The sequence below is a fragment of the Borreliella kurtenbachii genome (assembly GCF_030437945.2).
Taxonomy (GTDB): Bacteria; Spirochaetota; Spirochaetia; order Borreliales; family Borreliaceae; genus Borreliella; species Borreliella carolinensis.
On record NZ_CP179512.1, the window covers coordinates 21,492 to 30,869 of the forward strand.

The window sequence follows — 9,378 nt, forward strand, 5'->3', positions numbered from 1 at the left end:
GTATATAATTATTAGTGTTGATAGTTCGTAATTTATTACTGAACTTTCAACACCTTGAAAAAGACTATTAACTTTTGTTAATAGTCTTTTTCTTTTATTATTTTTGGAACTATATTCCTTTGTAAGTTGCAATTAATTCCATTTTATAGGTATAATAAATTATTAATAAATGCTGGAAATAAGGAGCTCAAAAAATGAAAATTATAAAATCCAACCATAAACACAACCCCAATAAGAATAAATTACTTAGCAAAATTTGTAGACTGAAAAAAATTATTTCGGTCATTCTCTACTTAAATAAAGAGTTTGAAAAAAAATACAGTACCCCAATTAATAAAGAACACTTTACTTCTGAAAAAGTAAAAGAACTTCGAGTTCATCATCAAGGAGATATACTTCGTGTACTAAACTCAAATATATATAAAGAAAATAAAAAAGAAACCACAATTAATACGCTAAGAATAGATTTAAGATTTTTAATTAAGCTAAAAGCATTAGAAAAAAGAATACTAACATTTTCAAATAACTTTGGAGAATTTAAAGGAAAGCTTTGTATATACAAAGTATCATCTATTGCACATAAATTGATTGATGCATATTTTAGTAGCACTAAAGCAGACTTAATTAAGAAAGTAAAGAAAGAAAAAGATGTTTTAAAGAAAGAAAAAGGATATTTTGAACCTCAAAATATCACTGAAAATATCACTGAAAATATCACTGTATATAATAAACAATATATAAATATATATAATGAGAATTCTATAGAAAACTCTTTCTTTAAAAGAATTAAATCAATAGCGTCTAACACCAAAAAACCAATTGAAACACTAAAAAATACTTTATTAAACTATAAAGATTTTAAAAATTATCTAAAATATGATTATGCGGTTGAAGATATTAAAGAATTTTTCTTATCTAAACTAAATCTTTATAAAGATAAAATCCATTTTATGAGAAAGGCCGCACCTTATAAAACGGATTTCTACATCCTTGCAGGAGAATTTAAAGATGATTACACTACTAAATGGAGAAAAAATAAAACAACTAGCTTTTCAGGACATGCTGGCATAATAGCAAATAATATTTTAGTTAACATTTTGGAAAAAAGGACTATACTTTGAGTAGATTACTTGAAAAACTGAAACAAAAAAAAGATTCAATAAAGATTAGCGACATTTCAATCAAAAAAGATGCTTTTAGCAAAATAGAAGAAATAGACAGTAAAAAAGTATATTACACGAAAATATTTAAGCACCTAGTTAGATACAAAGTTTCAAAAAAAACACAAAAATTAAGAATTGTATTTCAAGCAATCAAAGGCAATGAAAAAAAATATTATTCTCTTAATCTTTTCTCATTAAAAAAAGACGACAAATTCTTAGGAATAAAATATGGCTGGGATAAACTTAAAAAACCTTTTAATCTCAAAGAAAGAGATAATAAAAGTTATATGATACAAAAACTATATCATATAGAATTTAAATTCAAAAAAGGATCTATTAAATCTTACATATTGTCTTTAAGAACTTTGTTGAGGAAAAAAGAAAAAGAAACCACAGAGTACTATCAGTTTACACTAAATAATTTAGAAAAAATGGAAACCAAAGTCTATAAGTTTTACAATAAAAAATTACCAAATGGAGGAATTTTAAAAAAATGGATATTAAAAAACCAGTTATAATAACAATGGCATCAATTAAAGGTGGAGTTGGCAAAAGTACACTTTCTATACTTTTCTCACATGTTCTAAAAGAATCGGGCAAAAAAGTACTACTAATTGACTTAGACCCACAAAACTCTTTAACTTCCTATTTCCATAGACATGTTAATAACATTAAAAAGTATAATGTTTACAACATGTTAAAAGGAAATGTCAATTTTAATGAGTGTGTTAATAAAATTAACGACTATATATCTATAATTCCTTCTCATCCTGTTTTAGAAAACTTCAATGCAGAAATCGTAGATTTTAAGGAAATTGTTTTGGAATACTACTTAAATGAAAATATACAACAGTGCAATTTTGATTATATTATAATAGATACTTCTCCTAATTCAGGGTATCTTTTGAAAAATGCGTTGAATGCAGCAAATTATATTGTAATTCCAGTTCAAATAGAATTATGGTCGTTAGAAAGCTTTACTATGTTAATCAACTCAATAAATAAAATATCAAAATTCAGAAATAAAGTATACAATATTTCTATTGTCGAAAACCAATTCATAAAAAACAGAAATATAATAAAAGAATTAGAAAGCTTGCTTCATAAAAAATATAAAGAATATGTCAAAGGCAAAATTCACTATTCAAATGGAATAAAGATTTTCATAACCAAGCGAGAGGAGCCCGCCATAAAAGAGACATATTATGAAGAAACAAAAAATACTTTGAAAAATATTTTTTCTGTGTAACTAACATTTGAATATGGTGGGTTTAGAAAATAATCGTCCGGAGACTGGACTACAGTTTTTGATACAAGTGAACTGCTATTTCTAAATCAAAGATTATAGAAATAGCTTCTTGTTTCATCCCATGATAGCTTTTTAGGCTCTTAAAAGAACGGTCATCCACTAGAGCATGGTCCACAAGCTTTACTTCAGGCAGTTCCTGCCTTAGTTTTTATTTCTTTATAATAATAAGCTTTAAGATTCAGAGCGGCATTTATATCTCTATCATGCAAAGTGTTGCAACTACTACAAGTCCACCTAGTATCACTTAATCTTAGAGTTGTATTTTTAATGTGACAACTACTGCATAATTTACTTGATGAAAAATATCTATCTGCTTTATACAAAGGGGATCCATACCACTCTGATTTGTATGATAATTGTCTTACAAACTCAGACCATCCTAAATCATTAATACTTTTTCCAAACATTCCTTTTTGCATGCCTTTAATTGATAAATTTTCTATTACTATGTTTTTATAATTGGATACAAAGTAATAAGATAATTTATGCAAAAAGTCTTTTCTTTGATTTGAAATTTTCTTATGCAGCTTGGCAACTCTTAATCTAGATTTAGCCCTATTAATAGAACCTTTTTGCTTTTTTGATAGTTTTCTTTGATATTTTTTAAGTTTATTTTCATTTTTTAATAAATATTTAGGATGATTGATTTTCTCGCCTTCACTACTTACTAAAAAATGTCTCATACTCATATCAATACCAACTATTTCTTTTTTATCGCCTTTAGTTTCATTGATATTTTTAGTATCTAAGCACTCAACTATTATTGAAATATAATATTTATCATCAATATCTTTTTCTACTACTACATTTTTAATAAGCTCATTATCTTTAATGCACCTATGTAGACACAACTTTACAAACCCTATTTTAGGTAGTTTTATATAACCATTTTCTATTCTTATTGAGTTTTTTTGATTATTAGTTCTAAAAGTTTGCCTATTTTTCTTACTTTTATATTTAGGAAATCCTTGCATTCTATTTCCTTTTTTAATTTCTCTAAAAAAATTACTATACGCAAAATTTAAGTCGATCCACGCGCTACAAAGAGCCAAACTATCAACTTCCTTTAAGAATGGAAATTCATCTTTATATTTACTTGGATTAACACTAAGACTTTTCTTATTTTTTTCATAATAATCTTTTTTATCACTTAACATTTTGTTATACAAAAATCTTACACATCCAAATACTTTTGAAAAATATTTTTTTTGATTGGTGTTGGGATATATCCTGCACTTATAAGCTTTATTAGCACTCATTATTTTTTATAATTATAATACTATATTTTAACTTGCGTTACAAATTCATCTCCACCTATAATTTCATAGAAATTATAGGTGGAGTATTCTTTGCTATTTTGATATAAATAAACAAAGGATATAAAAATGGGAAATAAATCAAAAGAAAAAGAAAAAGAAAAAGAGATAACTTTATATGAACGAGGTGAAATCCTATCAGATGAAGAATTAAGCTCAGATAATAGTAAAGATAGAGAACTAATAAATTATAATGAACTAAAAGAACAGTTAAAGTTTAATTTGGCGTCTGATGTTAATAATAAAATTCAAAGGATGAAAATTTTATATGAAATTAAGCAAAAAAGTCTGTATAAGTACGATAATTTTTCTAGTTTTGAGCAATTTTTAAAATCTTATGTAATTGCTAAAAGCCAAGCGTACACATATTTGAAAATTTACGAAAAAGTATTAGAAGGGGTTATTTCCATAGAAAAAGTTAAAAAAATGGGCATAGAGGCTACCTATAAAGATATACAGAAAAACAAACCGATTCATGAATCTAAAGAAGATATAGAAAAAGATGATAATAGTCAAAATATACCTATCAGAATTCTAATCAAAGACAAAGAAGTTTATGATTTTTGTAAAAAAGACACTAAAAGAATAAATTTTTTTTTAGAAAAAATTATTAAGGAGAAAAAAAACATCTTATCAGATCTCATTATTGAGTATGAAAATCACAGAAAATATAAAAAGAGAAATTACCCCCTTGATAAAAATTAAATAATATATTATCCTGCTATTGAGGATTATAATTTTCTAATCCTTATTTTCAGCATAAAAAGCTTGCCCATAGAGGCTGATTTTGTAGCAACTAAATCAGTCGCTATGGGCAAGTGTTATTATCGACTATTGTGAACTACTATTTCTATAGTCAAAGATTTAGAAATAGTAGTTTACTACGTTGACACAAAAGTGTAGAATGCTGTGATGAAAACTAAAAATATTGTAAAAATAAATGCTTCAATAGCATTCACCCAAAAATTAGCAAAGGATGCTCTAGCCAAAGAAGAAGAGAGAATTCAAAAAACCCTAACAGAGATTCTTTACGAGAGACCCGACGACTCTATAGTATTTAGAATTGCAAAAAATATATATGACAAAGAATTCAAAGCATTAGGTAAAGAAATTACTCGGCATATTTTAGCTAACATTCTTGAAGAATCAATTATTTTTATCTTAAGAATATTTTTTATTGCATATATTGAAGATAATGATATCTTCAAGAAGATATTAAAAGAAAATAAGCTATATAGATCTTCAATATCTTTTAGATATTTTTTTTATGATGAAAATACAAAAAAGAAATTGGAATATAAAAAAATAATAAAAATTTTCACTACCTTTCATAAAGGTAGTGATTTTTTAAAATTTCCTATATTCAATGGAGGATTGTTTGCAGAGGATAAGGTAAAATATTTAAATAATGAAAGTCTGCTAAGTACTCCGAAAATTCTGGAATCTAACTTTGAATACGCTACAAATTTTTTATCTTTTGCGTTTCTTTCTTCAAAGAAGAGTATTTTTACTAGTATTTCTTCAATTTCACTACTACTGTACGAAAATTTACTTGGATATGATCTAAGAATCGCAGATACTACTATTCACCGCACTATTGAAAAAGGAACTTATTGTATTCATACTGAAGATGAGCTTAAAAACAAGAAAGTAAACAAAGTAGCTACCTACTATAAAGGCAATATTTATCTTACATCTAGATCGCTTGATAGAAAAAAAAGTGGTGCATATTATACTCCAGAAGACTTAGCTGATTTTATGGCCGCGTCGGCGGTTGAAGAACAGCTTAAAACCAAATCCCCTTTAGATATAAAAATAATTGATAATTCTTGCGGTTCGGGCAATTTGTTAATTTCTTGTTTAGATTACTTAACAAAAAAAGTATGGTACAGTCTTGACAAATTTGAAGATCTAAAAAAAAGTTTGGATATGGAGTATAGAAATGTTATTGACGAGGCTAAAAAATATAACATTCAAGACAGCGTAAGCCGGAAGATTGTCCTCAAAAGAACATTACTTAGAAAATGTATTTACGGGATTGATTTTGATCAGATATCTGTACAAATCGCAATGCTAAGGTTGTGGATTGGTGTCTTTATTTTTGTGTCACCACCAAGCTTTCTTACCAACCGAATAAAAGTAGGAAATGCCCTTTTAGGGTATACCACAGATGAATTTTTGAATATTTTGAATAGCGAATTTAGAAGTAGCTGCTTGTTATTTGTAAAAAAGATTAACGAAATTGTGACTATTTTAGAAGATATCTATCAAAAAATCAAAGGTATTAATGATACTACTAAAGAGGATGTAGAAAAATCTAAAAAGATATACAAAGAATATCAGAAAAATGAAAATATAAATAATTTAAGAATAATATTTTCTTTAATTAAACTTTATTCGTTGTCTTTTGACAAATCTTTGAATATAGAATTTAGTGATATTACAACCGTAGTTAATTTGATTGGAAATATTTTAGACAGTAAAATTTCCAACGAAGATAAAGAAAAAATAGAAAAAATTAAAAAATTAAGCAGCTACTATAAATTTTTTCACTATGGGATTGAGTTTCTAGATATTCAAGAAGGATTTGATATTGTAATTGGAAATCCTCCATGGGAGAAACCCAAGTTTGATGAATCTGAATTTTTCTCAAAACATATTCCTGGCTACAGAAAACTAAGTATAAAAGAACAAAATAAAATAAAACAAGAAATACTTAGTAAAGATAATCATCCTTTGAGTATCCAGTACTATGAGGAAAAGAACAGCTTAAAGATTTTGAATAATATGTACAGGTTGGGGTTTAGAGAATTTTCTAGTGGTGGTGATCCCAATCTTTTTAGATATTTTGTGGCTTTCAATTTGAAGTTGGTGAAGCCCGGAGGTAACTTAACTTATTTGACCCCTTCCGCTTTGTGGTGCGAATTCAGCTCTAAAGCACTGAGGCAGCATATATTTTCAAATTATAAACTTAATTATGTGTATCAGTTTGAAAATCAAAAAAGGTTTGGCGCCGTAAACCCCGGCTTCAAATTTGCAATATTTCAGACCAGTAATACTAAAGAACCCACAACAAAATTTAGAGTAAAATTTGTTATTCAGAGTTGCGATAATATCATGAAAGAAATAACCAGTGATCTGAAAGAGGGTAATGAAAATGCTTATAAAGGAATTGAATTGGATATAGCTCAAATCAAAAGGCTATCTCCTATTCAAGAGTCAATAATAGAATTTAGAGATATCGTTGAGCTTAAGCTTGTTGATAAGATGTTTAGTCGATTTAGTGCTTTTTCAGAAGATTATATGAACTTCATAGGGGGTTTGAACACAGCAGATATAAATAATCTCAAATTTTTACTAAAAGAATGCAATGATGAAAACTATATATTTCTATATTGTGGGGCTAATATTCACCAATTTAATTCAAGATTTTTTGAAGATAAAGCCGCAAAAGAAAGTTCTAAATTGCTGTGGATAAGTAAAGAAGACTTAGAAAAAGTATTAGCCAAGGATAACCAATATCAAACCGAAAGAGTATTCTTTAGAAAGGTTTCAAGAAACTCAAATGAAAGAACAATGATTAGCACTTTGTCTCCTAGAAATTGTTATTGTATGAATACAATAGGTGTAAACTATGAGAAAAGGCCAATATCTATTTACAAAAAATTGTTTGTTATATCTGTTTTCAATTCGCTTCCATTTGATTTTTTACTCAGAAGGTTTGTTCAAGCTGCTAATGTGTCAAAAGCATATCTGTATCAATGTCCTATGATGCAGCCCGAAGAAAATGAAATTTTAACCAATCCTCTATACTTAACTTTAGCCAAAAACACTTCCTTGCTAATAGTTAAAAATGATCCCGACAACTTTAAATATTTACTTTACTTAGAATATTTTGAGTTTAGCAAAGAAGAAATTCATAAGATATTAAATCTAGACCCCAAAGATGAATTCTTTAAAGAAAAAGAAAATGAAAATAATTTCATTGTGGCCAGTCTTTACTCGTTAACCAAAGAAGATTTTGTAACTTTGCTTAATGATTTTAAGGTTATTAAAAATAAAAAAGGAGAAGATTATATTTCATCTTTAGTAAAAGGATATGAGAATATTTAAGAAGAATGTATAAGTATAACGCAGCGTAATCCCAAATAGTGGATATTGCAATTTTTAAAAATTGGTATAACCTTCTTGCTAGGTGTTTCTATGAGTAAATTTATATGTTTTATATTTTGTGTATTTTGTTTTGTAAAGTGTAGTGTAAGTTATATTATAAAATTTGAGTGTGTTTAATGAAAAAAATTAGTTTATTAATATTATTATTATTATTATTGTTGCTTGATTTAAATGCTAGTGTGGATAGGCGGGAAAAAAAACGGATAAAAAACGAGATAAAAGACAATTATGCATCGGCTGCAAGTTACCTTTCAAAAGAAGAGTTTAGTCTAATTAAAAAAAGATTAGATCATTATGATATAAAAGATGAGCTTGGAAAAAGCGTTTTTTGTGCATACACCCCAGTAATTAAACAGGGTTTATGGAAAGTCAGAATTAAAGAAAAAGGTATTTTTTTAGATGCCGTTGATATCATTGGATATCTTATAAAAAATAAATTAATCGACTCTGAAAGGCTTTATTTCGAGAATCTTCAAGCAATAACTAATCTTATAGATGGTGATCCAGATAAAATTTTTGATTATTTAATACAGCTAGATTCTGATAAAATTGATTATGCTGAGAAATATGGAGACAAGGCCAGAGATAATTTTGAAGAATCTTATTCTAAAAATAAAGTAAGTACGGTTAAACAAATATTAAAACAAGTGTTAGCTGATTTGCCTAAAGATTAAGTTGTAGATAATGAATTTGAGGAGTTTTATATGAAAAAAATAGGGTTATTATTATTTTTAATATTTAATTTAAATGCCTATATAGATATAGATGAGCTTACAGAAAAACGCAAAGAACACAATTTTGCAAAAGCCAAAAAAACTTTTTCTAAAGAAGATTTTGATTTACTTAACAAAAGATTAGATAATTATGATTTTGCAAATGAATATGATAAAAGTGTATTTTTTGCCTATGCTCCAATAATTAGGGGGCGATTGAGAAAAATTGGAATTAAAGAAAAAAGCGTGTTTTTGGATGCTATTGATACCATAGGTTATTTTATCAAATATAAAATCATAGTACCATCGACGTTACTCGACCAACTTGAGTTCAATCAGTTGTATAAGATAACTGATCTTATAGATGGCAAGATAGATAATTTTGGTTTTTATGACTACTTTGGTCTTTTAGCGAATTTGAATTCTGATGAAGTTGATTTTGTTAAGAAATATGGGAAAAAATCCGAAGTTGATTTTGCTGAGAAATATGGGGAAAAAGCTAGAAAAAAGTTTATAAAATCTTATACTGAGAATAAAATAAATGCAGTTAAGCAAATATTAAAACAAATTTTAACCGATTTAGAGACAATTAAAAATTAAATTTTTTCCCCAATTCACCTTAAAAAACAATTTCACTTGACGTATTATATAGATGTGATAAGAGGGATGGTTTAAAGACTATTTATACTAAAAGATAATTATAT

General features: G+C 26.9%; 8 protein-coding genes. 7 read left to right on the forward strand and 1 reads right to left on the reverse strand.

Annotated elements, in window-relative coordinates; all coding sequences use genetic code 11:
* Nucleotides 1-194: 194 nt before the first annotated feature.
* Genes QIA22_RS05480 through QIA22_RS05490 form a run of 3 tightly spaced genes read left to right on the forward strand, consistent with a single transcriptional unit; the run spans nucleotide 195 to nucleotide 2,412 of the window.
* Nucleotides 195-1,121: a plasmid maintenance protein gene (locus tag QIA22_RS05480; RefSeq protein WP_367611712.1), complete on the forward strand. Its 927-nt coding sequence runs from the start codon at nucleotides 195-197 to the stop codon at nucleotides 1,119-1,121.
* Nucleotides 1,118-1,681 carry a DUF226 domain-containing protein gene (locus QIA22_RS05485; RefSeq protein ID WP_231012513.1) on the forward strand — a complete coding sequence of 188 codons (564 nt, stop codon included), beginning with the start codon at nucleotides 1,118-1,120 and terminating at the stop codon, nucleotides 1,679-1,681. Before QIA22_RS05480 ends, QIA22_RS05485 begins: the two co-directional genes overlap by 4 nt.
* Complete coding sequence (locus QIA22_RS05490; protein ID WP_367611710.1) at nucleotides 1,657-2,412, forward strand: ParA family protein; 756 nt, start codon at nucleotides 1,657-1,659, stop codon at nucleotides 2,410-2,412. The genes QIA22_RS05485 and QIA22_RS05490 overlap by 25 nt, the downstream gene beginning before the upstream one ends.
* Before the next feature lie 185 nt (nucleotides 2,413-2,597).
* On the opposite strand, the gene QIA22_RS05495 is transcribed toward QIA22_RS05490, so the two are convergent.
* Nucleotides 2,598-3,731, reverse strand: coding sequence for an RNA-guided endonuclease InsQ/TnpB family protein (locus tag QIA22_RS05495; protein WP_367611708.1), 1,134 nt, complete (start codon nucleotides 3,729-3,731; stop codon nucleotides 2,598-2,600).
* Between the two features lie 126 nt (nucleotides 3,732-3,857).
* Here QIA22_RS05495 and QIA22_RS05500 point away from each other — a divergent pair, with 126 nt between their 5' ends.
* The 4 genes from QIA22_RS05500 (at nucleotide 3,858) to eppA (QIA22_RS05515) (ending at nucleotide 9,274) form a co-directional block, all read left to right on the forward strand.
* Entirely contained in the window at nucleotides 3,858-4,493 is a 636-nt protein-coding gene (locus tag QIA22_RS05500) for a chromosome replication/partitioning protein (RefSeq protein WP_367611706.1), read from the forward strand.
* 207 nt (nucleotides 4,494-4,700) lie between these two features.
* Nucleotides 4,701-7,901 (forward strand): Eco57I restriction-modification methylase domain-containing protein, encoded by a 3,201-nt coding sequence (locus tag QIA22_RS05505; protein ID WP_367611704.1) that lies wholly within the window; start codon nucleotides 4,701-4,703, stop codon nucleotides 7,899-7,901.
* Between the two features lie 176 nt (nucleotides 7,902-8,077).
* Nucleotides 8,078-8,635, forward strand: a complete 558-nt coding sequence (gene eppA, locus QIA22_RS05510; protein ID WP_367611702.1) for an exported protein A EppA — start codon at nucleotides 8,078-8,080, stop codon at nucleotides 8,633-8,635.
* 30 nt (nucleotides 8,636-8,665) lie between these two features.
* A complete protein-coding gene (gene eppA / locus QIA22_RS05515; protein WP_367611700.1) occupies nucleotides 8,666-9,274 on the forward strand; it encodes an exported protein A EppA in 609 nt (202 codons plus the stop codon).
* Nucleotides 9,275-9,378: the final 104 nt, after the last annotated feature.